Below are 25,848 nucleotides of genomic sequence, written 5' to 3'. Positions count from 1 at the left end.
GACCTGGTTCAGGCCCGCGTAGAAGAAGGCGTAGAAGGACGGGATGATCACCGACGCGCTGAAGCCGAGGCCGAACGCCGAGGCCCGGACGTCGGTGTGGAAGCGCTCGTTGATGTAGGGCAGGACCACACCCCACGGTGCCGTGACCAGCACGGAGAACACGCAGACGAGGAGCACGATCGCGCCGTACGACAGGTGGGCCCCGTTCATGAGCAGCGCCATCAGCGTCGACCCGCCGACCGCGATGAGCGCGCCGAGGACGACGAAGAACCTCCGGCGCCCGATCCGCTGGGCGATCACTCCGGAACCGATGTAGCTGACGACCAGGCAGGCGTAGGCGATCAGCAGCGCCGTGGTGAGCTGGCTCCCGCTGAGCTTCAGCACGGTGTGCAACACGGTGGTCGGCAGGAACAGCGTGACCATGTTCTGGGTCAGCCAGAACCCGGTCATCATCGCGAAGACCTGCAGGAAGCTGCGACCACTGGGACCGGTGAAGAGGTTCTTCAGCGGCGCGGACTTCTTCTCCGAGGCCTCCCAGATCTCGGACTCCGAGACGTAGCGCACGTAGTACAGCACCAGCACGGCCGCCAGGAGCGCGCCGAGGACGAACGGGACGCGCCAGCCCCACACCGCGTAGGGCGAGTCCGGCCCCGCCAGCGGGAACAGCGCGAACGAGGCCATCCCGACGAGGTTGATCACGATGTAGGCCAGCGGGAAGGCGGCGAGGATGACCCCGCCCAGCAGGCCGCGCTTGTGCTTCGGCGCGTACTCCATCGCCAGCGGCAGCGCTCCCGTGTAGCCGCCGCCCAGGCAGATCCCGTCGAGGAAGCGCAGCAGGATCAACAGCCAGTAGGAGGCGATCCCGATCGTGGCATAGCCCGGGACGAACGCGATGAGCAGCGTGATCACGCCGAAGCCGGAGACCGAGGTGATCGTGGCCCGGCGGCGGCCCACCCGGTCCGCGAGCCCGCCGAAGATCGCCGCGCCGATCGGGCGGCCGATGAGGGTCGTGGCGAACACGAGCGAGGTCAGGATCGCGGAGAGCCCCGCGGACATCCCCGCCGGTTGGAAGTAGATCAGGGCCGGGGTGAGGATCACGGTCGGCAGGTAGATGTCGAACATGTCGACGAACTCGGCGAAGAACGCCCCGCGGGTCGCGGACCGGCGCTTCGCCGCCCGCTCCGGGGTCTCGACCTCGCCGCGGTACCCGGCCCGCACCGCTCGGTTCCTGTCACTGGTGTCACTGCCCGCCATCGCGCAGTCCCATCTCGTCGCACCGTTGCGCACCTGATAATTGTCAGCCTGTCTGACAATCATCGTGCGGACCGTAACCACGAACCCGCAGGACAGTCAACGGCCACTGGTCCGATCGAGCCCTCTGCGAGGAGCAGGTTCCCGCGACTGTCAGACACCAACGGCCCGCCGCGTGACATCTCTCCGCGACGGCGACGGCGACGGCGACGTCGCCCGCGCCCTCGACCCCAGCCTCCTGCGCGGGCTGCCGCCCTGCCACTCCTGGCCGGCGAACCCCTCCGGTCGTTCAGCGCTTGACGGCCAGCACCGGGACGTCGGCCTCCAGCAGCAGGCGCTGGGAGAGGCTGCCCAGCAACGCCTTGCCGATCGGCGTGCGGCGTTTCATCCCGATGACCAGCAGGTCGACCGTGCCGGCGTACTCGTCGAGGGCGGCGAGGACGCTGTCGGCGAGGTCGGCGTGCCCGGTGCGCTCCCGGACCGTGATCGGCAGGTCGCTCGGCATCCCGACGACGTCGAGCGGGTCGAGGGCCAGGTTGAGCACGACCAGGTCCGTGTCGCGCAGGCGCGTCTCGTCGAGCGCCGCCGACAGGGCCGTCCGCCCCTCCGGCGAGTCGGGGACCGCCACCATCACCGTCATCGCGTCACCTTTGCCATGTCCCGTGCCGGCGCGCCCCCGTGCTTGAAGTCGCGCTCGAGCTGCTCCAGGGTCCGCCCCTTGGTCTCCGGCACGATCGCCTTCGCCACCAGCATGGCGCACACGCCGAGGCCGGCGAACAGGAAGAAGGTCGCGGAGATCCCGATGGCCGCCACCAGGATCGGGAACAGCAGGCCGACCAGGAAGTTCACGATCCACAGCATCAGCCCGCACACGCCCATGCCGAGGCCGCGGAGCTTGAGCGGGAAGATCTCGGAGAGCATCAGCCAGGTCACCGGGGAGATCGCGCCCTGCTGGAAGGCCAGGAAGGTCACGGTCAGCGCCAGCACCACCGACGCGCGGCTGACGCCCTCGGGCAGCACCAGGGAGAACACGCCGACGAGCAGCAGCGCGCAGAAGGTCCCGATCTGCCCGACGATCAGCATCGGGCGCCGCCGCACCCGGCCGAGCAGCCAGATCCCGACGAACGTGGCCAGCACGGAGATCACGCCGTTGGCGATGTTGGCGATCAGCGCACCGTCCCGGTCGAAGCCGGACTCGGTGAGGATCTGCGTGCCGTAGTACATGATCGAGTTCACGCCGGTGATCTGCTGCATCACGGCGATCGCTAGTCCGACGACCACGATGCGGCGGATCCACGGCACGGCGAGGTCGCGCCAGCCCGCGGTCTGGGCGGCCTCGTCCTCCTCGGCGAGCGCGCGCACCTCGGCGAGCTCGGCCTCCGCCCGCTTCGCGTCGCGCACCTGCTGCAGCACCGCGAGCGCCTCGCCGAACCGGCCGCGCGAGGCGAGCCAGCGCGGGCTCTCGGGCATCGCGAGCATGCCGGCCCACAGCGCGACCGCGGGCAGCGTGGCGATCACCAGCATCCAGCGCCAGACGCCGCCGGCCTCGCCCCACACCCCGCCGATGACGGCGTTGCCGACGAACGCGAGCAGCTGGCCGCTCACGACCATGAGCTCGTTCTGCGTGACGAGCCGGCCGCGCCGCTCGACGGGCGAGACCTCGGACAGGTAGGCGATCACCGTGACGGACGCGCCGCCGACGGCGAGGCCGAGGACCACACGGCCGAACACCATGACGCCGACACCCGGCGCGAACGTGCAGATCAGGGTGCCGACGGCGAACAGCACCGCCAGCCGGAGGATCATCGTGCGGCGGCCGCGTCGGTCGGAGACACGCCCGCCGAGGAAGGCGCCGAGGGCCGCGCCGAGCAGCAGGGAGCTCGTGACGACGCCCTCGGTGGCCGGGGTCAGGCCCAGGTCGTCGGTCATGTACGGCAGGGCGCCGTTGATCACGCCGGTGTCGTAGCCGAAGAGCAGGCCGCCGAAGGTGGCGACGACCGTGAGGAGCTTCAGCCGCCGCGTGTGCGGGCCGAGGGTCTCCGTCGTCGGACCGGACGGCACCGCGTCGTGCGTGTCGTGGGACAAGGGGTTCCTTCGCGAGGGGACGGTGCCGCGCGGGGCACCGTCCCCTCGCGGCCGGACGGTCAGGCGTTCAGGCGGTCGGCGCCGAAGTGCTTCTCGACCAGGGCGGTGGCCTTCTCGCGCTGCCGCACGCTGATGCCCTCGGCGTCGGACTCCCAGCCGAACACGCAGGAGGAGACCACGCCGTCGAACCCGACGGAGGCGAGCGCGGCGAACACCGCGTCGAAGTCGACCTCGCCGCGGCCCATCTCGGCGTGCTGGTGCACCCGCACCGTCGAGCCGGGCGGGTTGACGATGTAGCGCAGCCCGTTCGACGCCGTGTGGTCCAGGGTGTCGGCCAGGTGCACGTAGGTGACCTTCTCCGCCGCCCGGCCGATGATCCCGGCCGGGTCTCCGCCGGTACCGCCTTGGTGGAAGGTGTGCGGGGTGCAGTACAGGAACGAGATCCAGTCCCGGTTGAGCCCGCGGACCAGGTCGACGGCGGCGTGGCCGTCCTCGATGAAGTCGTCCGGGTGCGGCTCGAGCACCAGCTTGACGCCCTCCCGCTCGAAGATCGGGATCAGCTCGTCGAGGGACTTCAGGAACTGCGCCTCGGCGACCTCCGCGCCTTCCGGGCGGCCGTTGAACTCGGAGTTCATGGTGTCCACGCCAAGGTCGACGGTGATCTGGATCGCCCGCTTCCAGGCCCGCACCGCGGCCCGACGCTCCTCCTCGCCCGGACCCGACCAGCGCAGCACCGGCAGCACCGAGGCGATCCCGACCCCGGCGTCGGCGGCCCGCTTGCGCAGCGTGGCCACCCCGGCGTCGTCGACGCGCGGGTGGCCGAAGAACGGGATGAAGTCCGCCTTCGGGGACAGCTCCATCCAGCGGTACCCCATCTTCGCCACGACGTCGGGCAGCTCCTGCACCGAGTGGGTGGCGTAGAACATCTGCGGGTCGAGGGCGAGCTTCACGGGCGCGCCTCCAGCTTCACCTCGGTGCGCCTGCCGGTGCGGACCGCCTCGACGCCCGCCTCGCAGATGGCGGCGGCCGCGTAGCCGTCCCAGGCGCCGGCGCCGTCGATCGTTCCGCGGCGGGCGGCGTCGACCCAGCGCTGCATCTGGGAGTCGTAGGCCTGCCCGAAGCGGACCACAAAGTCGGGGGCGATGGTGCCGCCCCAGCGCCCGGCCTGCTTGACCACCAGGTTCTGGTCGAGCCCGATCGTCGCGCTGCCCTTCTCCGCGACGAGCTCGGTGCGGACCTCGTAGGCGACCTGGGTGCGTACGAAGCTCTCGACCGTCACCAGCCGGCCGGACTCGGTCTCGAACAGCACGAGCATCGGGTCCGAGACGCCCTCGGGCGCGGCCGAGGTGGACGTGCCGCGCAGCACGGTGACCGCCGCGACCTCCTCGCCGAGCAGGAATCGGGTGCAGTCCGCCTCGTGCACCACGGAGTCGGCCATGGCCATCGCCGAGTTGAAGGAGTCCGGCACCGTGGGGTTGCGGTGCGTGCAGTGCAGCATCAGCGGGGCGCCGACCGAGCCGCTCATGATCAGCTCGCGCAGCGCGACGTACTCGCTGTCGAACCGGCGCATGAAGCCGACCTGGATCAGGTCGCGGCCGCTCTCGGCCTGCGCCTTCACGACCCCGTACGAGGACGGGCCGTCCATGGTCAGCGGCTTCTCGCAGAGCACCGGGATGCCGCGCTCGAGGCACGCCAGGACCTGTTTCTCGTGGGCGAAGCCGGGGCTGGCCAGCACGACGGCGTCGACGTCGTCGGCCCCGATGGCTTCGAACGGGTCGGCGACGGTGCGGGCCCCGATCCGGCCGGCGACCTTCTCCGCCTGCAGGTGCGAGTAGTCGTTGACCACGGTCACGCGGGCGCCGCGGACGCGGCGGGTGAGGCTGTCGACGTGGAAGGAGCCCATCTTGCCCACGCCGACCACGGCGATGCGGAGATCGTCGGACATGTCTGCTCGTCCTCTCAGGCCTTCGGGGTGCCGATGTCGAGCCGGCCCGAGCAGCCGGCGAGGTAGGTGTGGGTGCGCCGCGCGACGGGCAGCGGCCGGTCCGGCGGGCAGGGGTACATGTCCTGCTCGACGATCGCGTAGATGTCGCGGTCGAGCTCCTCGACCGCGGCGAGCACCTCGCGCATGTCCGGCACGCCCAACGGCGGCTCGATCATGGCGCCGAGCCTGACCGCCTCCGGGAACGGCAGGTCCTCGACCTCGACCCGGGCGATGATCGCGGGGTCGACCTGCTTGAGGTGCAGGTAGCCGATGCGCTCCGGGTACTTCTTGATCAGCGCGACGTTGTCGCCGCCGTAGTACGAGACGTGCCCGGTGTCGAGGCAGAGGTTCACGTACTCCGGGTTGGTGTTCTCGCAGAAGCGCTCGATCTCGTGCTGGTGGCCGACGTGGCTGTCCGCGTGGCTGTGGAACTGCACGTGCAGGCCGTACTCGGAGAGGATGCGCCGGCCCAGCTCGTCCATGCCCGTGGTGAGCAGCTTCCAGCGCTCGTCGGAGAGGACGCGGTCCTCCAGCGGTGCACCGGTCCTGTGGTCGCGCCAGGTGTCGGGGATGACCACGATGTGCTCGCCGCCGACCGCGGCGGTCAGCGCGGCGACGTCGGTGACCTGCCTCCACACGTCGTCCCACGAGTCGGGGCGGTGCAGGTGCTCGAAGACGGTGCCCGCCGAGATCTTCAGGCCGTGCTCGGCGCACTGGTCCCGCAGCTCGTCCGGGTCGGTGGAGAGGTAGCCGTACGGCCCGATCTCGATCCACTCGTAGCCGGCACCGGAGACCTCCGAGAGGAACCGGTCGGCGGGGGTCTGAGCGGGATCCGACGGGAACCACACACCCCACGAGTCGGGCGCGGAGCCGATCCGGATCGTCGATGAAGGGGCCACGCTGCTGCTCTCCCGGTCGTCGTCGGTGCCGTGTGCGCGAGCGTCCGGGACGGACACCCTCGTCGTGGAACTAGAGCGCTCTAGTCGCGCCGTGGCACACTATGGTGACCGCAAGGTGCGTATGTCAAGACATAGTCGTGAACGGCCCGCACCGATCTCCGCGACCCGCCCGTGAACTGCGAGGATGCCACCATGGCCACGCCACTTCCGCCGCGCCGCCGGCCGACGATGGTCGACGTCGCCGCCCGCGCGGGCGTCTCGCGCGCGCTGGTCTCCCTCGTCTTCCGCGACCAGCCCGGCGCCTCCGCCGAGACCCGCGCGCGCGTGCTGGCCGCGGCCGAGGAGCTCGACTACCGCCCGGACAGCGCCGCCCGGCTGCTCGCCCGCGGGCGCAGCCGCACCCTCGGCGTGCTGATGACCGTGCGCGAGCCGTTCGAGGCCGATCTCGTCGAGGCCATCTACCCCGAGGCCGAGCGGCTGGGCTACGAGGTGCTGCTGTCCGCACGCACCCCCGGCCGGGACGAGGCGACGGCCGTCGAGGGCCTGCTCGCGCACCGCTGCGAGGCGATCGTCCTGCTCGGGCCGGACGTCGACGACGCCTTCCTCGCCGCGCTCGGCGCCCGAACCGTCGCCGTCGTGGTCGGGCGGGCCGCGCCCGGGCTGGACAGCGTGCACAGTGCCGACGCGGAGGGCGTGCGGCAGGCGGTCGACCACCTCGTCGGCCTGGGTCACCGGGCGATCGTGCACGTCGACGGCGGCACCGGACCCAACGCCGCCGCGCGCCGGACCGGGTACCTGACGGCCCTGGCGGCCCGCGGCCTCGGCGACCGGGCGCGAGTGCTGCCCGGGGCGTACCACGAGGACGCCGGGATCGCGGCCGCGCAGACCCTGCTCGCCGGCCCGGAGTTGCCGACGGCGGTCCTCGCCGCCAACGACCGGTGCGCGCTCGGGCTACTGGACTCCCTGCGCCGCAACGGGATCGACGTACCCGGGCAGGTCTCGGTGGTGGGCTACAACGACGACCGTCTCGCCCGGCTCTCCCACGTCGACCTCACGACGGTCCGGCAGGACGCCGGCCTGCTCGCCCGGCACGCCGTCCGGGCCGCCGCCGCCCGCCTGGACGACCCGGACCGTGCGCCGGGCGAGACCGTGCTGACCCCCGAGCTTGTCGTCCGTGGCACGACCGCTCCCCCGGTGCGCGGCGAGCGCCGCTGAGGGCCGCGGGCCCGACGCCCCGCGCCCTCCGGAAGGCCCCACCCCGGATCCGGGGGCCGGTCGGCTGCCCGGGGGGTCGTCGGCGCCGAAGGATCGGGGCATGACCGCACCCACCGCCCCGCCGCTCACGCCGCGCGTCCCGCTCCGGCGCCGCCCCTGGGTCCTGCCGCTCGGGCTCCTGGCGGTGCTGTTCCTCGTCACCGCGCTGCCGCCGTACCTGGGTCTGGATCCGGCGCGCTCGCGCGTCCCGCCCCAGCCCGACCTGCCGCACTTCTACCCGATGTTGGTGGCGCACATCGCCTTCGGCTCGGTCGCGCTGCTGACCAGTGTGCTGCAGGTCTGGCCATGGCTGCGCCGCTCGCACCCGCGGGTGCACCGGTGGAGCGGGCGGCTCTACCTGTTCGCCGGGGTGTTCCCGGGCGGGCTGGCGGTGCTGACGGTCGCGCCGTTCGGCGAGATGGGCCCGGTGCAGCAGGCGGGCAACACCGCGCTCGGCGCGCTCTGGCTGGTCACCGGCGTCCTGGGTTATCGGGCCGCCCGGAGGGGCCGGTACGCGCAGCACCGCGCCTGGATGGTGCGCAGCGTCGCGCTCACGTGGTCCATCGTGGCCAACCGCGTGTGGTCACCGCTCTGCCTGGCCGTGTACGCCCCGGGCGCCCTGTCGGACGCCGACGTTGCACACTCGGTGATCGCACAGGCCATCGGTGTCTCCGTCTGGGCGTCATGGGTACTGAACCTGATCGTGGCCGAGTGGTGGCTGGCAGGATCGGCCAGGTGGACGGCACGACCGGTCCGAACGGAACGCCTGGCACGGCAGGACCCCGACCGGCGACGATGAGCGACGTCGCCCGGCAGGCGGGCGTGTCCCGGGCGACCGCCTCCTACGTGCTCAACCGGACGCCTGGCGCCCGGATCCCGGAGCAGACGCGCGCCAAGGTGCTCGCGGCCGCGGAGGCGCTGCGGTACGTCCCGCACGTCAGCGCGCGCTCGCTGCGGCGGGGGCGCAGCGACCTCGTCGTCGGGCACGTCGACGGCAGCTCGATCCTCAGCGACCGGCTGCCCTTCTTCGGCCTGGTCCGGATCGCGTCCGAGGTGCGCAAGGCGGGCTACACCTTCCTCATCCACGGCGACCCCACCGTCAGCGGGCTCGCCGCCGCCCGCGCGTGGCTGGCGCTGCGGCCCGCGGCCGTCGTCGCGACGCTCGACCGGTTCACCGAGGAGAGCGTCGCGATGCTCGCCGGGGCCGGCACGGTCCCGGTCGCGCTCGGCCGCCGGTCGTCGGAGCTCACCGCCACCGTCGTGCTCGACGACGGCGAGCTCGGCCGCGCCGCCGCCACGCGGCTCGCCGACCGGGGCTGCCGGCGGATCGCCGTTCTCGGGTCGCACGACGACCGGTCCACGGACCACGTGCTGGGCAACCGGATCGCCGAGGTGCTCGCGACCGCGGCCGAGCGCGGGCTGGAGGCCCGGTACGTGCCCATGCGGCCCGAGGTCGACGCCGCCGCCCGGGTCGTCGCGGACTGGCAGCGGGGCGAGATGCCCGACGGCGTCGTCGGCCCGACCGACCGGCACGCCGGGCTGCTCCTCGGCGCGCTGACCGACGCGGGGATCGACGTGCCCGGCCGGGTCGCCGTGATCGGGATGGACGACGACCCCTTCTGCGACCTGCTCCGCCCGCGCCTCACCTCGGTCGCCGCCGACCTCATCGGCGGCGACACCCCGCTCGCCGGGGTCGTCCTCGCCGCCATCGAGGGGCGGTGGGACCCCGGGCACGCGGTGCGTCGCTTCCCCGCCCACGTGGTGGAGCGGGACAGCGCCTGACACCGTCCGGGAGAACCGTCCCCGCGTGGTCGGACTGCCCGGCCCCCGAGCGGGGAACCCCGGGCCGGTACGCCGGAAGGAGCGACCGACATGATGACGGTGATCACCGAGGTCACGCTGAGGCGCGGGTCCGAGCCGGAGTGGGACGCCGCGATGCGCGACCGGCTCGCGGCCGCGCACGGCCGGCCGGGCTGGGTCGGCGGGCAGCTGCTCATCCCGCTCGACGGCCAGAACACGCGGGTCGTGGTCGGGACCTGGCAGAGCCGGGCCGACTGGCAGGCCTGGCACGAGGACGAGGCGTTCGCCGAGACCCGCACCCGGATGGAGGGTCTGCAGGAGGGCGACAGCGCGCTCACCTGGCACGAGGTGGTGGTCGACTCGCGCGGCGAGAGCTGAGGCCCCGGGCACGGAGCCGGACGCGCCGTGTGACGCCCCCGACAACCGCGGCCCGACTATCGATCACGGAACCCGGCTATGCCCCCGGCGCCCCACCGACGCCGAGGCGGACGACGCCGTCCCACCGGCTCCGGCTCCGTGACCGAAGGACCAGATGAGCCAGCCCTCCCGACGGCGCCCCGCCCCCGACGTACCGCCCTGCGCACCCCGGCTCCGCCGCCGCACCCGCTCGACCGCACCCGCCCCCGTCACGCGCCGCGAGATCGTCCTCCACGACCAGCGCGTGACCTACCTGGAAGCCGGACGCCGCAGCGGCGGGCCGACCGTCGTGCTCCTGCACGGGCTGGCGAGCAGCTCGGCCACCTGGATGCCGGTGCTGCCCCTGCTGGGGAGGCACGCCCACGTCGTCGCACCGGACCTGCTCGGCCACGGGGAGTCGGCCAAACCGCGGACGGGTGACTACTCGCTCGGCGCCTACGCGGCCGGGCTGCGCGATCTGCTGCTCGCGCTGCGGCTGGACCGCGCCACGGTGGTCGGGCACTCCTTCGGCGGGGGTGTCGCCATGCAGTTCGCCTACCAGTTCCCCGAGCTCACCGAGCGGCTCGTCCTCGACGCCAGCGGCGGCCTCGGCCCCGACGTGAGCCTCGCCCTGCGGGCCGCGACCCTGCCCGGGGCGGCCGCGGTCCTGAAGGTCGCGCACACCCTCACCCCGCGCCGGGTCGCCGGGCTCGCGCACCGGGCCGCCCGGCTCGTCCCGGGGGTGCCGCGCGCAGACCTGGACGAACTGGCCTGCGCCCTGGCCTCCTTCGCCGACGACGGCGCGCGGGAGGCCTTCCTCCACACCGTCCGCAGCGCGCTGAACTGGTCCGGCCAGCGTCTCGACGGGACCGGCCGGCTCTACCTGCTCGCCGACCTCCCGGTCCTGCTCGTCGCCGGCAGCGACGACGCCGTCATCCCGCTCGCCCACAGCATCGCCGCGCACGACCGGCTCCCGCGCAGCCGCCTCGAGGTCTTCGAGCGGACCGGGCACTTCCCCCACTCCGCGCACCCGGCCCGCTTCGCCGAGGTGCTGCTCGACTTCCTGCACACCACCAGCCCGGTGCTCGGCGACACCGACTCGTTCCGCCGGCGCCTGGTGGCCGCACGCCCCCGAGCCACCACCGCGGTCGTCCCCGTGTGACGACCGGGCCGGCGTGGTCGGGTCAGACGGTGCGGCGGCAGCGGGCCAGCGCCGCCCCGGCGACGACCGTCCCGGCCAGCCCCAGCACCAGCGCGGCAACCGCCCCGGCCAGCCCGTTGCCCGTACCGAGACCGCCGGCGGCGTTGGCCGCGTGCAGCCCGCCCACGACCGCGCCGAGCGGCCCCAGCACCAGGCCGACCAAGGCCGCGGCCCGCCTGCTGACCGGACCGACGCGATCGGCGGAACGAGCCAGGGCCAGCCCCCCGACGACGAGGCCGACCACCGCGAGCAGGGCGGCGAGGGTGGGCACGGTGCGCCCCGTGCCGAGCACAGAGCCGGTGGCAGAGAGGTGAACGGCGGCCGGGGCGGCGAGCAGGTGACGGGCGGTCATCGTGGATCCCTTCGGTCCTGCGCCGGTCTCGTCGAACCGGCGCGTGTGTGGGTGAGTGGTGCGATGGTGGACGCCGCCCCGCGGCCCGCGCGTCGGACGAGGGACGTCACTTCCGGCTGCTGCCGGCGCCGTACGTCATCCGCCGGTGGTAGACGGCGTCGACCCGGGTGGTAGGCAGGACACCGCTCGGGGTGGATGCGCTCCCTGGCCGGTAACCGCGACGATGGACCGGTGACGGCGGACCGGATCGAGGGCAGCGGGCGAATGGTCGACACCGGGGTCGAGCCGGCGCGTCGCGGCCCGTGGTCACCGGTCGTGGTCGACGCGGGTCTCGGGGTCTGCGTGGCTGCCGCGCTGCTCGTCGCCGCGGTCGTCGGCGTCGGTCCGGCCGTGGCGGACGCCCGCCCGCCCGACGCCGGCGCGGCGGCCCTGGCCCTCGCGACCGCCGGTGCGGTCGCCATCCGCCGCCGCCACCCCGTCGCGGCCTCGGCGGTGCTCGCCGCCGTGCCCCTCCTCTGGTTCCTCGGTCCCTATCCCGGGCGGCTGGTCGCCCTGGTCCCGCTGATCGGCTGCTCCACCCTCGCGGCGCTCCGGGGCTGGCGGTGGGGCCTCGCGTCCGCCGTCGTCACCGCGCTGGTCCAGATCGTCGCGATCCGGGTCGTGCTCGGCGACACCGAGACCGTCGGGGTGGTCCCCGATGCGGTGCTGCTGGCGGCCACGGCGAGCAGCGCCGGCGCGGCCGTCGGCTACCACCGGGCGGTGCTCGCCGTCACCCGCGCCGAGCACGCTCGCGAGACCCAGGCCCGTGAGGAGCGGGCGCGCCGGCTCGCGGCCGAAGAACGGCTGCGGATCGCCCGCGAACTGCACGACGTCGTCGGCCACACCATGGCCACCGTCAGCGTGCAGGCCGGGGTCGGCCTGCACGTCGCCGAGCAGCGTCCCGCGCAGGCCCGGGAGGCGCTCGCCGCGATCAAGACGATCTGCGACGACGGCCTCACGGACGTCCGGACGATCCTCGGCGTCCTGCGCGCCGACGGCCCGCCCGGGGAACCGCTGGCTCCGCGGGGCGGGCTCGACCGGCTCGCCGACCTGCGCGACACGGCCGAAGCCACCGGTCTGCACGTGGAGCTGCAGGTGGACGGGGAGCCGCGGCCCCTGCCCGCACCCGTCGACCTGGCCGCCTACCGGATCGTCCAGGAGGCGCTGACCAACGTGATCCGCCACGCCGGGGCCCGCACCGTGCGGCTGGCGCTGACCTACGAGCCGTCGCGGCTGGTCGTCCGCATCCGCGACGACGGCCGCGCACCCGCCGGGAGTACGGACCGCGGGCACGGCATCGCCGGGATGCGCGAGCGGGCCCGTGCGCTGTCCGGCCGCCTCACCGCGGCCCCGCACCCCGACGGGGGCTTCGAGGTGCACGCCGAGCTGCCCGTCCCGGGCTCCTCATGACGTCCGCGCACCTCCCGGACGACCCGTCGGCCGAGCCCGTCCGCGTGCTCATCGCCGACGACGAGGCCCTCGTGCGCGGCGGCTTCCGGGTCCTCGTCGAGACCGAGCCCGGCATGGTCGTGGTCGGCGAGGCCGGCGACGGGGCCACCGCGGTGGAGCTGGCCCGGCGGACCCGCCCGCACGTCGTGCTCATGGACATCCGGATGCCGGGCGTCGACGGGCTGTGCGCCACCCGCCGGATCGCCGCCGATCCCGACCTCGCCGGCGTCCACGTCCTCGTCCTCACGACCTTCGACCACGACGAGTACGTCGTCGACGCCCTCGACGCCGGGGCGGCCGGCTTCCTGATCAAGAACACGGAGCCGGCCCAGCTGCTGCGCGGCATCAGGGTCGTGGCCGGTGGCGAGGCGCTGCTGTCCCCGGGTCTGACCCGGCGGCTGATCGCCCGGCTGACCGCGCGGGCCGCGCCGGCCCGGCCCGACCCCGGTGCGCTGGCCCGGCTCACCGCCCGCGAGCGGGAGGTCGTCGCCCTCGTCGCCCACGGCCTGAGCAACACCGAGATCGCCACCGCGCTCACCATCAGCCACGCCACGGCCAAGACCCACGTCAGCCGCGCCATGACCAAGCTCGGCGCCCGCGACCGCGCCCAGGTGGTGGCCCTCGCCTACCGGCACCGTCTCGTCGAGCCGCCTCCTGCCTGACCACGGTCGGGCGACGACCGCTACTCCTCGTCGTCGACGACGTGGACCGCGGCCTCCTCGGCCGAGGCGGCGGCCCCGTCGATGCCGACGTCGCGGGCCCAGGCGTCGGGGTCGGTGTCCGAGACGCCGCCCTCGGCCGCGTCGACGAGACGCCCCGCGCGCGGGTCGCCGACCTGGTCGTCGCGCAGCTCGCCGTCGGTGTCCGAGGTGTCGGACTCCCAGTCCGCGTCCTCGTCGTCGCCCCAGTCGTCGGGCACCTCGCGGGCCAGCCGGTGGTCGAGGTCCTCGCCGGTGTGCTCGTCGGCCGGCGTGACCCCGAAGTCGTCGACGGCCCACGGGCGCTCCGGCGGCGAGTAGCCCTCGTCGAGGACGTCCTCCACCCCGCGGTAGTCCAGCGTGTCCTCGGGTTCGAGCTGGTCGGTGTCCACGTCCGGCCCGTTGTCGTCACGGCTCATGGGCGTCAGCCTGGCACTGCGCGGCGACGGCGTCGACGAGGCCCCAGCGCAGGGCCGTCGTCGCGTCGCAGGGCGCGCCGGACAGGGCGAGGTACAGGGTGCGCCACCGGCCGATGCGCCGCGGAAGGCTCACCGTGCCGCCGGCGCCGGGGACGAGCCCCATCCCGACCTCGGGCAGCCGGACGGTCGTGTCCGGCGCCGCCACGACGTGCCCCGCGAACGCCGCCACCTCGATCCCGGCGCCCACGCACGGCCCGTGCAGCCGGACCTCGACGCGGTCGCGCAGGGCGTGCACGGGCCGGGCGGCGCCCGCACGGGTCCGGACCAGGTGTGCCGTGGCCGGGTCGGGGGCCGTGCCGAACTCGTCGAGGTCGCCGCCGGCGCAGAAGGCCGGGCCCTCGCCGTCGATCACCACCTGCTCGACGTCCGGGTCCAGCAGGGCCAGGTCGAGCCCGCCGACGAGGGCGTCGCGCAGCTGCCGGCCGTAGGCGTTGCGCCGCTCGGGCCGGTCGAGCGTGAGGTGCAGGACGCGGCCGGCCCGCGCGATCCGCACGGGTTCGTCGACGGTCGGGGGCTGCGGCCGCGGCCCGCGGCGGGCGAGCCAGGCACGGAACTCCGGCCCGCCGAGCAGCGTGGAGTAGGCGAAGGACTCGGCGTCGAGCGCCGCGGGGACCGGCAGGGTGCCGGACCAGCGCAGCAACCCGGCCAGGACGGTCGCGGCCTGCGGGTTCGCCTCCGCCGCGGCGTGCAACCCCGCCAGCGCCGCGGCCGGATCGGGGACGCCGACGAGCTCCGGGCCGCCGTCGCACCCCACCGGCACCAGCGTGAGCGCCAGGGCCCGGACCAGGGGCGTCCAGCCGGGGCCGGGCTCCCCCACGCCGACCAGGATCCGGTCCGACTCCTGCGCGATCCGGGCGAGGCGCCCGACGTCGGTCGGCGGGCCGGTGAGGTCGACGCCCACGAGCGGGCCGTCGACACGGGCGTCCGCGCCGAGCAGCGGACCCTGGTCGGCGAGGTCGGCGGGGCGGATCACGGGCGGGGTCATGGCGGACCGAGCCTAGCCTCGCGACCAGCGATTAGGGTGCGGGCGTGGGGACCGACGCCGCAGCGGACTGGGCGGCGTCGGGCGTCGTCCCCCTGACCGGCCATCCGGACGGTCCTCCCCTGGTCCCCCCGGGCCGCGCCGCGTCGACCGCCGCCGATCTGGGGTCCCTGTTCGGCGTCGACGGGGCCGCCCTGCTCGGGGAGCGCGCCGCCTTCACCGGACACCGGCGGGCCGGCCGGGTGTCGGTCGGCGGGAGCTGCCGGCTCCTGCCGATCGCCGACGGCTGGGCCGCCGTGTCGTGCGCCCGGCCGGACGACCCGGCCCTGCTCGGCGCCCTGGTCGAGCACCCGCTGCCCGACGACGATCCCTGGCCGCTGCTCACCGCCGCCCTGGCCCGGATGCCCGCCCGGGACCTCGCCGAGCGCGCCGAGCTGCTGGGAGTGGCGGCGGCGCCGGTGCGGCCCGCGCCGTGCGGCGCGTGGTCGGTCGGAGCGCCGCGCTCGCTGGCCGGCCGCCTCGTCGTGTCGTTCGGGGCGTTGTGGGCGGGTCCGCTCTGTGCGCACCTGCTCGCGCGGGCCGGTGCCCGGGTGGTCACGGTGGAGACGCCGACGCGGCCCGACGGCGCCCGCCGGGGCGAGCCGCGGTTCCACGCGCTCCTGCACGCCGGGGAGCGGTCGGTCGTGCTCGACCCGTCCGCGCCCGGTGATCGGCACGCGCTCGCCTCGCTGGTGGAAGCGGCCGACGTGGTGATCGAGGCCTCCCGGCCGCGGGCCCTGCGCGGCTTCGGGCTCGACGCCGAGGCGGCGGTCGCGCGGGGCGCCACCTGGATCTCGATCACCGCGGCGGGCCGGGCGTCGAACCGGATCGGGTTCGGCGACGACGTCGCGGCCTCGGCCGGGCTCGTCGCCCACGACGCCGCCGGTCGGCCCGTCTTCGCCGGCGACGCCCTCGCCGATCCGCTGACCGGGCTCACCGCGGCGGCCCTGGCCCTCACCGCGCCGGGCGTGCTGCACGACGTGGCGATGACCGAGGTCGTCGCCCGGACGCTCGACGGCAGCCCCGGCGGGTGCGCCCGCCGGGAGGGTGCTGGCTGGGTGGTCGACACGCTCTCCGGCCCGGTGCCGGTCGCGGCGCCCCGCGCCCGCCCGGTGCCGGGACCCGCGCCGGGTCCCGGCACCGACACCGCGGCCGTCCTCGCCGAGCTGGGGATCCGGTGACCGGCCTCCTCCTGCGCGACGCCGAGGTCGACGGCGAGCGGGTCGACGTCCTCGTGCGGGAGGGGCTGGTGGCCGCGCTGTCGCCCGTCGGGACGCTGCGCGGGCCCGCGGTCGACTGCGGCGGGGGTGCCCTCCTGCCCGGCCTCGTCGACCACCATCTGCACCTGCACGCGCTCGCCGCGGCCCGCCGCTCGGTCGACTGCTCGGTGCCCGACCTCGCCGCGGCGCTGGCCGCGGCCCGGGCCGACGCGCACGGATGGGTGCGGGGCACCGGATATCCCGGCGACGACCTCGACGTCCGTGGGCTCGACGCCCTGCACGCCGACCGTCCGGTCCGGGTGCAGCACCGCAGCGGGGCGCTGTGGGTCCTGAACTCGCTCGCGCTCGCGGCGCTCGGCCCGCTCGACCATCCCGGCGTGGAGCGGGCGGCCGACGGCACCCCGACCGGCCGGCTGTTCCGCGCCGACGACTGGCTCCGTGCGCGGCTCCCCGGCTCCGGGCTCCCGGACCTGTCCGCCCTCGGCACCGAGCTGGCGGGCTACGGGATCACGGCCGTCACGGACGCGACGCCCGATCTCTCCGAGGCCGCCGCACGGGCGCTGACGGCGATGCCGCAGCGGGTGACGCTGCTCGGGCTGCCGGTCGGGGCGACCACGCCGCCCGGGGCCGCGGTCGGCCCGCTGAAGATCGTGCTCGCCGACTCCGGTCTGCCGCCGTTCGACGCGCTGGTGGCGCGGATCCGCGAGGCGCACGCGGCCGGGCGCGGGGTCGCCGTGCACAGCGTGACCCGCGAGTCGCTGGTGCTGCTGCTGGCCGCGCTCGACGAGGCCGGGCGACAGCCCGCGGACCGGGTCGAGCACGCAGCGCTGGTGCCGGAGGACCTGGTCCCGGCGCTGCGGGGGCTCGCCGTCGTCACGCAGCCGGGGTTCCTGGCCGACCGGGGCGACCTCTTCCGGCGGGAGGTCCCGGCCGAGGAGCACGCGGACCTCTACCGGTGCCGGAGCCTGCTGGACGCGGGCGTGGGGGTCGCGTTCTCCTCCGACGCCCCCTACGGCCCGGTCGACCCGTGGGCGGTGATCGCCGCGGCGACGACCCGCCGCACCCCCGACGGTGCACCGCTCGGCCGTGGTGAGGCCGTCGAGGCGCGGCAGGCGGTCGAGGCCTACCTCGCCCCGCCCGACGACCCCGGGGGCCCGCCCCGCCGGGTCTCCCCCGGCGCCTCCGCCGATCTCGTCCTGCTGCACCGCCCCCTCGCCCCGGCTCTCGCCACCCCCTCCGCCGCGCTCGTGCGAGGGACGGTGATCGGCGGGCGGTGGGTGTACGGGGGCTGAGCGAGCCGCCGTGATCCTCGTTTCCGGAGCGGGAGGGTCGAATTCCGACCCTCTCCACCCACAGCAGCTGATCACTGCTCGACATGCCCGCTCAGCCGCGACATCCGCGCTGGAACTCCCGGCGGCCGACCACCCGGCGTCCGGACCCGTCCCGCCCACCAAGATCACCCGAGCGGGACCCGGAACGTCGAAAACCGACCCTCGCCGTCCAGGGTCGCTGATCATCGTCGCCGCGACCCCTCAGCCGTGGCCACCCGTGCCGCGCCGCCCGCCGCACGACCACCCGGCGTCCGGACCCGTCCCGCCCACCAAGATCACCCGAGCCGGACCCGGAACGTCGGAAATCGGCCCTTGCCGTCCAGGACCAGCGATCAACCGCCGTCGCACCACGCCGGACGGCGTCGCACGAGGCTCCGACCGGCCGCTCAGGCCTGCTCGAGCAGACCCTCGAGCCCCCGGACCAGGGTCTCCCGGGCCCGCGCCGCGTCGGCCAGGTAGCCCGCGACCATCGCCCCGTCCCGCAGCATCATCAGGTGCGCCGCGGCCTGCTCGGGGTCCGGATGTCCGGCGACCCCGAGCTCGCGCACGAACAGCGCCGCAAGCCACGCCCGGTGCTCCGCGACCGCCCGGTGCACGCGACTGTCCGGGTCGGGGTACTCCGCGGCCGCGTTGATGAACGCGCACCCGCGGAAGCCTGGGGAACACGCCTGCTCCCCCATCTCCCCGATCACGGCCCGGAGCCGCTCCCGCCCCTCGGGCGCGCCCTCGGCGATCGCGCGGACCGCCTCGTCCACCGACCGCAGGTAGGCGACGACCAGGTCGTCCTTGCTCGGGAAGTGCCGGTAGAAGGTGGCGCGCGTGACCGCGGCCTCGCCGATCACCCGGTCGACGCCCACGGCGCGGATACCCTCGCCGTAGAACAGGGCGCACGCGGTGCGCAGCAGCCGCTCCCGCGCCTCGGAGCGCCCGGACGTCCGGTCGTGGGTCGGGGAGTCGGAGAGCCGCGCAGGCATGCCACCACGGTAACAGACAGAACGATCGGTCTTGCATTTCTCGGCGTCCCGTGCCAGAGTCGACGTCCAAGAAGGACCGTTCGTTCTACCGAGGAGTCGATCGTGAAGGTGCTCTACACCGCCGCCGCCATGTCCAGCGGGGACGCCCGCAACGGCCACGTCCGCTCGTCGGACGGCCTGCTCGACTTCGACCTGGCCACCCCGAAGGAGATGGGCGGCGCCGGTGGCGCCACCAACCCGGAGCAGCTCTTCGCCGCCGGCTACTCGGCCTGCTTCCACAGTGCGCTGAAGGCCGTCGCGCGGCAGAAGAAGATCGACATCACCGACTCGTCGGTCTCCGCCGAGGTCGGCATCGGCCCGAACGACCAGGGCGGCTTCGCCCTGACCGTCGCCCTGCACGCCGAGATCGGCGGGGTCGACCAGGCCACGGCCGACGAGCTGGTGCAGGCCGCCCACCAGGTCTGCCCCTACTCGAACGCCACCCGCGGCAACATCCCCGTGACCGTCGACGCCACCGTCGAGTGAGCGCCTGACGGACCGCCCGACGCACGAGGGCCCGGCACCACCACGGTGCCGGGCCCGCTGTCCTTCCTCGTAACGGTCAGTCGCCCGCGATCGGCTGCGGCAGGCGGTCCGCCGGCGCCGGGACCCCGCCGGGAGCGGGGGCGCCGAGCGCGACCCGGACCTCGGTCGTCGAGCCCGGGTCGACCCGGACGACCTGCACGTCGGGCGCGTACCCGGCCGCGGTGAGCGTGTAGGTGCCGCTCGGCAGGTCGGCGAAGGCGAACCCACCCTCGTCGTCCGTGCTGGTCGACGCGACCACGCGCCCGTCGGCCCCCACGAGGGTCGCGACGGCGTCGGGCACGCCACGGCCGCTGCTCGCAGCGGTGACGGTGCCGCGCAGCTCGGCCCGGTTCGGCAGGACGACGTCGTGCACCAGCGGGGTGCCGTCGGCGAGGGTCACCGAGGTCGCCACCGGCACCCCCGGCCCGGCCGCGGCCAGCGTGAACGCGCCGGAGGAGACCCCGGCGATCCGGTAGCGGCCGGCCTCGTCGGTCCGGGTGGTCCCGGCGACGTCGCCGCGGGCGTCGATCAGCGTGACCGTGACCCCGGCGGCCGGGACGGCGGGCTCGCCCCGCGTCACCGTCCCGGACACCTCGCTTCCGCCGCCGAGGGTGACGTCGTGCCGCACGGGGCGGTCGGCCACGGCGACCATCGACGCGGAGGGCCGCAGCGTGCCGGCCGACACGACCAGCAGGAACGTGCCGCCGGTGGGCAGGTGGAACTCGAAGCCGCCGTCCGGGTCGGTGGCGGCACGCGCGACCTGCTCCCCCGTGCCCGCCGTCAGCGTGACGACGGCGTGCCCGATCCCCGCCCCGCCGGTGCCGCCGACGAAGCCGTAGATCGCGGGCCCGACGCCCTCCGGGTCGGCGGGGCGCCCGGTGGTGACGGGGTGCGGCATGGCGTGCCGGCCCCGTCCCCGGTCGTCGGTCGGGGGCCCGGCCGGGAGCTCCGCCGGACCGGCCGCGGTGGCCGGCGCGGCGACGGCGGCCGCCGGGGCGGCAGCCGCGGCGACGGCTCCCGCGGGCGCCGGTGCGGGAGCCGCCCCGTCCGCCTCCGCCTGCTGCTGGATCCCGCTCAGCGTGCGCAGCGGGGCCTCCTTGATGAACACGATCGCGAGCAGGGAGACGATCGCCAGCGCACCCGCGACGAGGAAGATCCGGGCGGTCGCGTCGCCGTAGGCGCCGCGGACGATGTCGCCGACGAAGTCCGGGAGCTCGTTGAGCGAGCCGATCCCGACCTCGCCGGACCCCGCGCCCGTCACGGGCACACCGGCCGCGGACAGGCCCTCCGTGGTGAGGTCCGCGACCCGGGTCGCCAGGATCGCGCCCAGCACCGAGACACCGATCGTGCCGCCGAGCGACCGGAAGAAGGTGACGACCGACGACGCCGACCCCAGGTCGCCGACCTTGACCGTGTTCTGCACCGCGAGCACCAGGTTCTGCATGGTCATGCCCAGGCCGAGGCCCAGGACGGCGAGGTAGAGGCCCATGAGCCAGATGTTCGTGGCGTGGTCGATCGTGGCGAGCAGGCCGAAGCCGCCGACCATCAGGATCGCGCCGGCGACGAGGAAGACCTTCCACTTGCCGAGCTTGGTGATCAGCATGCCGGAGACGGTCGCCGAGAGCGTCGAGCCGATGATCATCGGCAGGGTCAGCAGGCCGGAGGCCGTCGGGGAGTAGCCCCGCGCGATCTGGAAGTACTGCCCCAGGAACACCGCGCCGCCGAACATCGCGACGCCGACGGCGATGCTCGCGACGACCGCGAGCGTGGTCGTGCGCTCCTTGAACAGGTACAGCGGGACGATCGGCTCGGCGGCCCGCGACTCGACGAGCACCGCGAGCCCGAGCAGGACGACGCCGATGGCGACGAGCAGCCACGACGTGCCGGAGCCAAACGCGAAGTCGTTGCCGGCCAGGGTGACCCAGATGAGCAGGTCGCAGACGCCGGCCGCGATCAGCGCGGCACCCAGGTAGTCGATCTTCACCGCGCGCCTGACCACGGGCAGGTTCAGCGTGCGCTGCACGACGACCAGCGCAACCACCGCGAACGGGGCGCCGACCCAGAAGCACCAGCGCCACCCCAGCGAGCTGTCCACGATCACGCCGCCGATCAGCGGCCCGGCGACCGTGGCCAGCGACATGACCGCGGCGATCGGGCCCGTGTAGCGGCCGCGCTCCCGCGGGCTGATCATCGCGGCGATCACGATCATGATCAGGGACTGCAGCGCGCCGAGGCCCAGGCCCTGGACGGCGCGCCAGACGATCAGGATGTCGACCGAGTGCGAGAAGCCGGCGAGGATCGACCCGCCGATGTAGAAGACGATGCCGAGCTGGACCAGCAGCTTCTTCGAGAAGAGGTCGGACAGCTTGCCCCAGATCGGGGTGCTCGCCGTGGACGACAGCAGGGTCGCGGTGACCACCCAGGTGTACTGGCTCTGCGAGCCGTGCAGGTCCGTGATGATCGTCGGCAGCGCGTTCGAGACGATCGTCGCCGACAGGAACGCGGTGAACATCGCCAGCAACATGCCGGAGAGCGCCTGCAGGACCTGGCGGTGCGTCATGGCGCCGGCCTCACCGCTGGTCGGGGGCGCAGCCGGCGCGCTCGGCGCGACCGGTGTCTCGGCGCGGGTGGTGGACACGCGTGTTTCCTCGTCTCTCGGATCTTCCGGGTTCGTGCGGGGAGATGTCGGCCGGGGCGGACCCGGGCGGCCGGCGGTCAACGCGTCGGCGCCGGCTCGGACCGCCGCCGCGGGGCTGGCGGGATCCGGTGCAGGTCCGCGACCAGGCCGCGGAGCTCGCCGGCGATCCGGCCGACCTCCTCGTCCGTGCGGTGGGCGAGGGCGGCGGCGACCTGCTCGGCGCGGTGCTCGCGATAGGCGACGAGGGCGGCACGCCCCCGGTCGGTCGCGCCCACGAGCTGCGCGCGGCGGTCCTGCGGGTCGGGACGGCGCGCGACGAGGCCGGCCTCCTCGAGGGCGGCGACGCGTCGGCTGATCACCGAGGCGTCGACGTCGAGCGACGCGGCCAGCACCCCGAGCCGCTGCTCCCCCTCCCCCACCAGCAGGCCGAGCAGCCCGGCGCTCGACGGGTGCAGGACGCACGAGCCCTCGGCGGGCGGCTCGGCGTCGGCCAGCTGGCGCGCGAGACGGCCGAGGCCGACGAACTCGCGGATGGCCTCCACGAGGTCGGACGCCGTCGACGTGCTGATCACGGTCCTCTCCCTTTGGTTGCTACATGCAAGCATAGCCTGATGCTTTCGCCATGCAATTCTGGTCCGTCACGTTCGCCCCATCAGGTCCTCCGGACACCGTCGTCCCGTCCGTCCCGCTCGGACCGCGCCCGGACCGGGGCTAACCTGGCCGCGAGATGAGCGCCTCCCCCGCCGCGGGCCGCCCCCGCGATCCGGACGTCGACCGGCGGGTCGCGCGCGCCGCCGTCGAGCTCTTCGGCTCGCAGGGCTGGGCGGGGTTCAGCGTCGAGGCGGTGGCCCGCCGCGCCGGCGTCGGCAAGGCGTCGATCTACCTGCGCTGGCCGAGCAAGGAAGCCCTGCTGGTCGGCGCGCTCGCCGAGCGCGTACCGGTCGTCGCGGACGTCGACACCGGCACCCTCCGCGGCGACCTCGTCCGGCTGGCCCGACAGCTCCTGGACATGCACCTCGGCCCGTCCGGACGCGCGTTCCAGCGGATGGGGCTGGACGCCCCGCAGCTCCCCGGGGTGGCCGAGCGCTGGGAACGGCACCGCGAGGCCCAGGTGCGGGCGGCGCGGGCGATGGTCCGGCGAGGGATCGACCGCGGCGAGATCGCCGCCGACACCCCGGTCACGCTGCTGCTCGACACCCTGTGCGGCGGAGTCGCACTGCACGTCTCGTCCACCCCGGAGCGGCTGCGGCCGAACATCGACGTCGAGGACTACGCGGAGCGTCTCGTCACGTTCCTCCTCCGCTCGCTTGAGTGAGCCGCCCGGGCCGGGTTACCGTCCGAGCAGGTTTTCGGACGTTCGGCGTCCAGGAAGTGGGGTGGCCGGGTGGCGCAGAGGGTCCCCGCGGGCGGCGTCCCCGCGGGTGTGGAGGTCGTCGGGACCGCGCAGCGCGAGGCGTGGGCGGCGAAGGTGCTCCCGCCCGTCGAGCGACTGGAGGCGGGCCTGTGGTCCGTGCCGGTCCCGATCCCGCACAACCCGTTGCGATACACGCTCTGCTACCTGGTCCCGGGCGACGACGGCGTGGTCGTCGTCGACCCGGGGTGGGACACCGACGAGACCTGGGACGCCCTGGTCGGCGGGCTGCGGGCCGCGGGCGCGGGCTTCGACGACGTCATCGGGATCGTCGCGACGCACGTCCACCCGGACCACCACGGCCTGTCCGGGCGGCTCGCCGAGCACAGCGGCGCGTGGATCGCGATGCACACGGCCGAGGCCGCGACGCTCCCCCAGCGCTGGAGCTCGGGCAGCGCCGAGGACAGCCGCCGGGTCATGGCCGGCTGGCTCTGCGGCTGCGGCGCCTCGGACACCGAGGTCGGGGAGCTCACCGGGCCGCGCTCCGGCGGACCCGACGGGTCGATGGCGGAGCCGGACGTCCTGCTCGACGACGGTGACGTCCTCCCGGTGAAGGGCCGTACGCTCCGCACCCTCTGGACGCCCGGGCACACCCCGGGGCACATCTGCCTGCTCGAGGCCGACGCCGGGGTGCTGCTGACCGGCGACCACGTCCTGCCGCGGATCACCCCGAACATCGGCCTCACGCCCAGCTCCGACGCCCCGGCCCTCGCCACCTTCCTCGACTCGCTCGAACGCGTCGCGGTCACCGACACCGAGCACGGCGGGCTCACGGCGCTCCCCGCCCACGAATACCGGTTCCGCGGGCTCGCCGCGCGGTCCCGCGCACTGCAGGCGCACCACGCCGAACGGTGCGACGAGCTGACGGAGATCGTCCGGGAGGCCGGCGAACCCACGATGTGGGAGCTGGCCGCTCGTCTGACCTGGTCGCGGCCGTGGGAGGAGGTCGGTCCGATGCGTATCGGCGCGCTCGCCGAGACCGCCTCCCACGTGCGCTACCTCGTCGACCGCGGCGAGCTCGAGTGCCTGGGCGGCGTCCCGGGCGCGATCACCGCGCCCGAGCCCGACCACACCCTGCGGGTCCGGCTCGCGCGGCGTGCCGTCGCCTAGTCCTCCTCGATGAGCTCGCGCGCCTCGGCCTCGCTGGACGCCGCGGGCCGCGAGCCGGCCAGGGGCCGGCGGGCGCTCTCGGCGAGCAGCCACACCGAGATCGCGCCGACGACACCGGCCGCGATCAGGTAGTAGCCGGGCCAGTTGAGGTCGCCGGTGGCCAGCACCAGGGCCCCGATCACCGTGGCGGCCGTGCCGGCGAAGGCGGACACGAAGAGGTTGAACGTGATCGACAGACCGCCGTAGCGGATCTCGGTCGGGAACAGCGCCGGGAGCGTCGACGGCGCGGTCGAGGAGAAGCAGACCAGCATCAGGCCCATCACCAGCAGGCCGAGGAACGTCGCGCCGACGCCGCCCTGACGCAGCAGCAGCACGGACGGCAGGCCGAGGACCACGAGCGCCACCGACCCGATCATGAGCACCGGGCGCCGACCGATCCGGTCGCTGAGCCGGCCGAGGAAGGTGATCACGGCCATGAGGATCACCAGCACGGCGATCTGCAGCAGGTTCGACGCCGACTCGCTGATCCGGTCCTCCGGTGGCAGCGTCTGCGTGACGTAGGTCGGGACGTACGCGGTCAGCACGTAGTTCGTGACGTTCCAGGCGATGATCACGCCGCCCGCGATCAGCATCTGCTTCCAGTACCTGGTGAAGATCAGCCGGAAGGCGCGGCCGGTCGGGGTGCCCTCCTTCGACTCCGACGACTTCAGCATCGCCTGGAAGGCGGGCGTCTCCTCCAGCTTCACCCGCAGGTAGAGCCCGACGACACCGAGCGGCAGCGCCAGCAGGAACGGGATCCGCCAGCCCCAGCTCACCAGCTGCTCGGGCGTCAGGAGCCAGGTCAGGAAGGTGACGAGGCCGGCGCCCAGCGCGTAGCCGGTGAGCGTGCCGAACTCCAGCCAGCTGCCCAGGAACCCGCGCCGCCGGTCCGGGGCGTACTCGGCGATGAAGGTCATCGCGCCGCCGTACTCACCGCCCGTCGAGAAGCCCTGGATCAGCCGGACCAGCAGGACCAGCAGCGGCGCCGCGATGCCGATCGTCGCGTAGCCGGGCAGCAGGCCGAGGATCGTCGTCCCGGCCGCCATCATGATCACCGTGATCGAGAGGACCTTCGTCCGGCCGATGCGGTCCCCGAGCGGGCCGAAGAACAGCCCGCCGAGCGGCCGGACGACGAAGGAGACGGCGAAGACCGCGAACGCGTAGACCGTCGCCGTCGCGGGGGGCAGGTCGGTGAAGAAGACCTTGGTGATCGTGACGACGAGGTACGAGTAGACCCCGAAGTCGTACCACTCGGTGACGTTGCCGATGGCGGCCGCGCCGACCGCCCTCCGGATCGTCGCCTCGTCGGTGATGGTGATCTCGTCCAGGGTCAGCCCGGAGTCGCGTCCCTCGTCGGCCACTACATGTCCTTCCGTCATACCGGCGGGGAACGCTAGTCCCGGTGCCACGGGATTGCAGGATGGAACGATCAGTCGTGTGGGGGTCGTTTACGCTGGTCAGGGCGCTTCATCCCGATCACGTGGCGGGAATCGCACGATGGCGCCCGCGCCCGGGCGAGCCGCCCTCGTCCGTGGTCGCTCCGCCCACCCCTTCCGGCGCCGCACGCCCGTTGCCTGCCGGTCCCACACCCGTCCCGGCGCCGCACGCGCATGCCGACCCGGCCCCACACCCGCGGAGTCCGGGCAGCGAACC

General features: G+C 74.5%; 25 protein-coding genes and 1 pseudogene. 13 read left to right on the top strand and 13 right to left on the bottom strand.

Features of this window, described 5'->3' with window-relative positions; translation table 11 throughout:
* Positions 1 to 75 precede the first annotated feature (75 nt).
* A pseudogene (locus tag LWC35_RS40860) lies at positions 76 to 1,122 on the bottom strand (MFS transporter); the annotation flags it as partial.
* Between LWC35_RS40860 and LWC35_RS07610 the strand changes: the two are divergent.
* The gene (locus LWC35_RS07610) at positions 1,112 to 1,291 is read left to right on the top strand and encodes a hypothetical protein (RefSeq protein ID WP_232869187.1); all 180 of its coding nucleotides are present in this window, start codon (positions 1,112 to 1,114) and stop codon (positions 1,289 to 1,291) included. The pseudogene LWC35_RS40860 and the gene LWC35_RS07610 overlap by 11 nt on opposite strands.
* Positions 1,292 to 1,540: 249 nt before the next feature.
* On the opposite strand, the gene LWC35_RS07605 is transcribed toward LWC35_RS07610, so the two are convergent.
* From LWC35_RS07605 to LWC35_RS07585, 5 genes are read right to left on the bottom strand one after another with little or no spacing between them, the layout of a single operon-like run.
* Positions 1,541 to 1,891, bottom strand: a complete 351-nt coding sequence (locus tag LWC35_RS07605; protein WP_232869185.1) for a universal stress protein — start codon at positions 1,889 to 1,891, stop codon at positions 1,541 to 1,543.
* Positions 1,888 to 3,336 carry a sugar porter family MFS transporter gene (locus tag LWC35_RS07600; RefSeq protein ID WP_269803748.1) on the bottom strand — a complete coding sequence of 483 codons (1,449 nt, stop codon included), beginning with the start codon at positions 3,334 to 3,336 and terminating at the stop codon, positions 1,888 to 1,890. The genes LWC35_RS07605 and LWC35_RS07600 overlap by 4 nt, the downstream gene beginning before the upstream one ends.
* A gap of 59 nt (positions 3,337 to 3,395) precedes the next feature.
* A complete protein-coding gene (locus tag LWC35_RS07595; protein WP_232869184.1) occupies positions 3,396 to 4,286 on the bottom strand; it encodes a sugar phosphate isomerase/epimerase family protein in 891 nt (296 codons plus the stop codon).
* Positions 4,283 to 5,281: a Gfo/Idh/MocA family protein gene (locus LWC35_RS07590; protein WP_232869183.1), complete on the bottom strand. Its 999-nt coding sequence runs from the start codon at positions 5,279 to 5,281 to the stop codon at positions 4,283 to 4,285. Before LWC35_RS07590 ends, LWC35_RS07595 begins: the two co-directional genes overlap by 4 nt.
* Before the next feature lie 14 nt (positions 5,282 to 5,295).
* Complete coding sequence (locus LWC35_RS07585) at positions 5,296 to 6,219, bottom strand: sugar phosphate isomerase/epimerase family protein (RefSeq protein WP_232869182.1); 924 nt, start codon at positions 6,217 to 6,219, stop codon at positions 5,296 to 5,298.
* 192 nt (positions 6,220 to 6,411) lie between these two features.
* On the opposite strand from LWC35_RS07585, the gene LWC35_RS07580 reads away from it, so the two are divergent.
* The 5 genes from LWC35_RS07580 to LWC35_RS07560 all read left to right on the top strand — a co-directional run bounded on the left by LWC35_RS07580 (position 6,412) and on the right by LWC35_RS07560 (position 10,831).
* Positions 6,412 to 7,434 carry a LacI family DNA-binding transcriptional regulator gene (locus LWC35_RS07580; protein ID WP_232869180.1) on the top strand — a complete coding sequence of 341 codons (1,023 nt, stop codon included), beginning with the start codon at positions 6,412 to 6,414 and terminating at the stop codon, positions 7,432 to 7,434.
* A 100-nt stretch (positions 7,435 to 7,534) separates the two neighbouring features.
* On the top strand, positions 7,535 to 8,272 hold the full coding sequence (locus LWC35_RS07575; RefSeq protein WP_232869179.1) for a DUF2306 domain-containing protein: 738 nt from the start codon (positions 7,535 to 7,537) through the stop codon (positions 8,270 to 8,272).
* The gene (locus tag LWC35_RS07570; RefSeq protein WP_232869177.1) at positions 8,269 to 9,255 is read left to right on the top strand and encodes a LacI family DNA-binding transcriptional regulator; all 987 of its coding nucleotides are present in this window, start codon (positions 8,269 to 8,271) and stop codon (positions 9,253 to 9,255) included. The genes LWC35_RS07575 and LWC35_RS07570 overlap by 4 nt, the downstream gene beginning before the upstream one ends.
* Before the next feature lie 90 nt (positions 9,256 to 9,345).
* Complete coding sequence (locus tag LWC35_RS07565; RefSeq protein ID WP_232869175.1) at positions 9,346 to 9,651, top strand: antibiotic biosynthesis monooxygenase family protein; 306 nt, start codon at positions 9,346 to 9,348, stop codon at positions 9,649 to 9,651.
* A gap of 154 nt (positions 9,652 to 9,805) precedes the next feature.
* Positions 9,806 to 10,831 carry an alpha/beta fold hydrolase gene (locus LWC35_RS07560; RefSeq protein ID WP_269803747.1) on the top strand — a complete coding sequence of 342 codons (1,026 nt, stop codon included), beginning with the start codon at positions 9,806 to 9,808 and terminating at the stop codon, positions 10,829 to 10,831.
* A gap of 22 nt (positions 10,832 to 10,853) precedes the next feature.
* Here LWC35_RS07560 and LWC35_RS07555 read toward each other — a convergent pair whose 3' ends face one another.
* Positions 10,854 to 11,222 (bottom strand): DUF6223 family protein, encoded by a 369-nt coding sequence (locus tag LWC35_RS07555; protein WP_232869174.1) that lies wholly within the window; start codon positions 11,220 to 11,222, stop codon positions 10,854 to 10,856.
* A gap of 231 nt (positions 11,223 to 11,453) precedes the next feature.
* Here LWC35_RS07555 and LWC35_RS07550 point away from each other — a divergent pair, with 231 nt between their 5' ends.
* Positions 11,454 to 12,671 (top strand): sensor histidine kinase, encoded by a 1,218-nt coding sequence (locus LWC35_RS07550; protein ID WP_232869173.1) that lies wholly within the window; start codon positions 11,454 to 11,456, stop codon positions 12,669 to 12,671.
* Entirely contained in the window at positions 12,668 to 13,372 is a 705-nt protein-coding gene (locus LWC35_RS07545) for a response regulator (protein WP_232869172.1), read from the top strand. The genes LWC35_RS07550 and LWC35_RS07545 overlap by 4 nt, the downstream gene beginning before the upstream one ends.
* Positions 13,373 to 13,392: 20 nt before the next feature.
* Here LWC35_RS07545 and LWC35_RS07540 read toward each other — a convergent pair whose 3' ends face one another.
* Together LWC35_RS07540 and LWC35_RS07535 are read right to left on the bottom strand one after the other, a co-directional pair.
* Positions 13,393 to 13,827: a DUF5709 domain-containing protein gene (locus LWC35_RS07540; RefSeq protein WP_232869171.1), complete on the bottom strand. Its 435-nt coding sequence runs from the start codon at positions 13,825 to 13,827 to the stop codon at positions 13,393 to 13,395.
* Positions 13,817 to 14,872 (bottom strand): enoyl-CoA hydratase/isomerase family protein, encoded by a 1,056-nt coding sequence (locus LWC35_RS07535; protein ID WP_232869170.1) that lies wholly within the window; start codon positions 14,870 to 14,872, stop codon positions 13,817 to 13,819. The genes LWC35_RS07540 and LWC35_RS07535 overlap by 11 nt, the downstream gene beginning before the upstream one ends.
* Positions 14,873 to 14,916: 44 nt before the next feature.
* Here LWC35_RS07535 and LWC35_RS07530 point away from each other — a divergent pair, with 44 nt between their 5' ends.
* Positions 14,917 to 16,089 (top strand): CoA transferase, encoded by a 1,173-nt coding sequence (locus tag LWC35_RS07530; protein ID WP_232869169.1) that lies wholly within the window; start codon positions 14,917 to 14,919, stop codon positions 16,087 to 16,089.
* Positions 16,086 to 17,420, top strand: a complete 1,335-nt coding sequence (locus LWC35_RS07525) for an amidohydrolase family protein (RefSeq protein ID WP_232869168.1) — start codon at positions 16,086 to 16,088, stop codon at positions 17,418 to 17,420. Before LWC35_RS07530 ends, LWC35_RS07525 begins: the two co-directional genes overlap by 4 nt.
* 425 nt (positions 17,421 to 17,845) lie before the next feature.
* Here LWC35_RS07525 and LWC35_RS07520 read toward each other — a convergent pair whose 3' ends face one another.
* Positions 17,846 to 18,433, bottom strand: a complete 588-nt coding sequence (locus LWC35_RS07520) for a TetR/AcrR family transcriptional regulator (protein ID WP_232869167.1) — start codon at positions 18,431 to 18,433, stop codon at positions 17,846 to 17,848.
* Between the two features lie 99 nt (positions 18,434 to 18,532).
* On the opposite strand from LWC35_RS07520, the gene LWC35_RS07515 reads away from it, so the two are divergent.
* Positions 18,533 to 18,958 carry an organic hydroperoxide resistance protein gene (locus LWC35_RS07515; protein ID WP_197040715.1) on the top strand — a complete coding sequence of 142 codons (426 nt, stop codon included), beginning with the start codon at positions 18,533 to 18,535 and terminating at the stop codon, positions 18,956 to 18,958.
* Between the two features lie 76 nt (positions 18,959 to 19,034).
* Here the strand turns inward: LWC35_RS07515 and LWC35_RS07510 are convergent, their stop codons facing one another.
* Together LWC35_RS07510 and LWC35_RS07505 are read right to left on the bottom strand one after the other, a co-directional pair.
* A complete protein-coding gene (locus LWC35_RS07510) occupies positions 19,035 to 21,635 on the bottom strand; it encodes an MFS transporter (protein ID WP_232869166.1) in 2,601 nt (866 codons plus the stop codon).
* Between the two features lie 77 nt (positions 21,636 to 21,712).
* A complete protein-coding gene (locus tag LWC35_RS07505; protein ID WP_232869165.1) occupies positions 21,713 to 22,207 on the bottom strand; it encodes a MarR family winged helix-turn-helix transcriptional regulator in 495 nt (164 codons plus the stop codon).
* Between the two features lie 155 nt (positions 22,208 to 22,362).
* Between LWC35_RS07505 and LWC35_RS07500 the strand changes: the two genes are divergently transcribed.
* The gene (locus LWC35_RS07500) at positions 22,363 to 22,950 is read left to right on the top strand and encodes a TetR/AcrR family transcriptional regulator (protein WP_232869164.1); all 588 of its coding nucleotides are present in this window, start codon (positions 22,363 to 22,365) and stop codon (positions 22,948 to 22,950) included.
* A 69-nt stretch (positions 22,951 to 23,019) separates the two neighbouring features.
* A complete protein-coding gene (locus tag LWC35_RS07495; protein ID WP_232869163.1) occupies positions 23,020 to 24,156 on the top strand; it encodes an MBL fold metallo-hydrolase in 1,137 nt (378 codons plus the stop codon).
* On the opposite strand, the gene LWC35_RS07490 is transcribed toward LWC35_RS07495, so the two are convergent.
* Positions 24,153 to 25,556 carry an MFS transporter gene (locus tag LWC35_RS07490; protein ID WP_232869162.1) on the bottom strand — a complete coding sequence of 468 codons (1,404 nt, stop codon included), beginning with the start codon at positions 25,554 to 25,556 and terminating at the stop codon, positions 24,153 to 24,155. The genes LWC35_RS07495 and LWC35_RS07490 overlap by 4 nt on opposite strands.
* Positions 25,557 to 25,848 lie beyond the last annotated feature (292 nt).

It is taken from the genome of Pseudonocardia kujensis (genome assembly GCF_021283305.1).
GTDB classification, from domain to species: domain Bacteria; phylum Actinomycetota; class Actinomycetes; order Mycobacteriales; family Pseudonocardiaceae; genus Pseudonocardia; species Pseudonocardia kujensis.
The sequence above is the reverse complement of the archived record's forward strand: the minus strand, read 5'-3'. Positions and strand labels throughout refer to the sequence as shown.

What these genes read in the sequence shown, in the direction of transcription:
- LWC35_RS07610 (WP_232869187.1), top strand. Translation starts at nt 1,112, where the DNA reads ATGTCGAACATGTCGACGAACTCGGCGAAGAACGCCCCGCGGGTCGCG.
- LWC35_RS07605 (WP_232869185.1), bottom strand. Translation starts at nt 1,891, where the DNA reads ATGACGGTGATGGTGGCGGTCCCCGACTCGCCGGAGGGGCGGACGGCC.
- LWC35_RS07590 (WP_232869183.1), bottom strand. Translation starts at nt 5,281, where the DNA reads ATGTCCGACGATCTCCGCATCGCCGTGGTCGGCGTGGGCAAGATGGGC.
- LWC35_RS07580 (WP_232869180.1), top strand. Translation starts at nt 6,412, where the DNA reads ATGGCCACGCCACTTCCGCCGCGCCGCCGGCCGACGATGGTCGACGTC.
- LWC35_RS07575 (WP_232869179.1), top strand. Translation starts at nt 7,535, where the DNA reads ATGACCGCACCCACCGCCCCGCCGCTCACGCCGCGCGTCCCGCTCCGG.
- LWC35_RS07570 (WP_232869177.1), top strand. Translation starts at nt 8,269, where the DNA reads ATGAGCGACGTCGCCCGGCAGGCGGGCGTGTCCCGGGCGACCGCCTCC.
- LWC35_RS07565 (WP_232869175.1), top strand. Translation starts at nt 9,346, where the DNA reads ATGATGACGGTGATCACCGAGGTCACGCTGAGGCGCGGGTCCGAGCCG.
- LWC35_RS07560 (WP_269803747.1), top strand. Translation starts at nt 9,806, where the DNA reads ATGAGCCAGCCCTCCCGACGGCGCCCCGCCCCCGACGTACCGCCCTGC.
- LWC35_RS07555 (WP_232869174.1), bottom strand. Translation starts at nt 11,222, where the DNA reads ATGACCGCCCGTCACCTGCTCGCCGCCCCGGCCGCCGTTCACCTCTCT.
- LWC35_RS07545 (WP_232869172.1), top strand. Translation starts at nt 12,668, where the DNA reads ATGACGTCCGCGCACCTCCCGGACGACCCGTCGGCCGAGCCCGTCCGC.
- LWC35_RS07540 (WP_232869171.1), bottom strand. Translation starts at nt 13,827, where the DNA reads ATGAGCCGTGACGACAACGGGCCGGACGTGGACACCGACCAGCTCGAA.
- LWC35_RS07535 (WP_232869170.1), bottom strand. Translation starts at nt 14,872, where the DNA reads ATGACCCCGCCCGTGATCCGCCCCGCCGACCTCGCCGACCAGGGTCCG.
- LWC35_RS07520 (WP_232869167.1), bottom strand. Translation starts at nt 18,433, where the DNA reads ATGCCTGCGCGGCTCTCCGACTCCCCGACCCACGACCGGACGTCCGGG.
- LWC35_RS07500 (WP_232869164.1), top strand. Translation starts at nt 22,363, where the DNA reads ATGAGCGCCTCCCCCGCCGCGGGCCGCCCCCGCGATCCGGACGTCGAC.